Source organism: Aeromonas sp. Prich7-2, from assembly GCF_017939255.1.
Classification (GTDB): Bacteria; Pseudomonadota; Gammaproteobacteria; order Enterobacterales; family Aeromonadaceae; genus Aeromonas; species Aeromonas caviae.
In genome coordinates this window covers 1-293 of sequence record NZ_JAGKRI010000273.1, presented here as the reverse complement: position 1 = coordinate 293, position 293 = coordinate 1, and the positions used below count along the sequence as shown (strand labels likewise).

1 protein-coding gene is annotated in these 293 nt (G+C 64.8%); it reads right to left on the bottom strand.

What is annotated here, in order from left to right; all coding sequences use genetic code 11:
- The coding region (locus J9892_RS21600; protein ID WP_210538966.1) for a transposase at window positions 1-293 on the bottom strand (293 nt) is incomplete at both ends.

The following is a 293-nucleotide window of genomic DNA, read 5'->3' as shown; positions in this document are numbered from 1 at the left end:
GCATTCGCCTGCTCCACTCGCACCCGGTCCACCACCTCTCGGCCATAGCGAGCCACCACGTGGAACAGGTCGTAGACCACCTCCGCCTGCGGGCAGTGTTGCTTCACCTCCAGGTCGAACGCCGTGTTCATGTCCATCGCCACCGCCTCAATCTGCTGGCATCGCTCGCCGAGCTGCTCGAAGAAGGGACGGATAGCGGCCCGGCTGTTGCCGTGCCCCACCCACAGGACGCGGGTTCGCTCGGCATCCATGATCACGGTGGCATAGCGGTGTCCCTTGTGCAGGGCAAACTC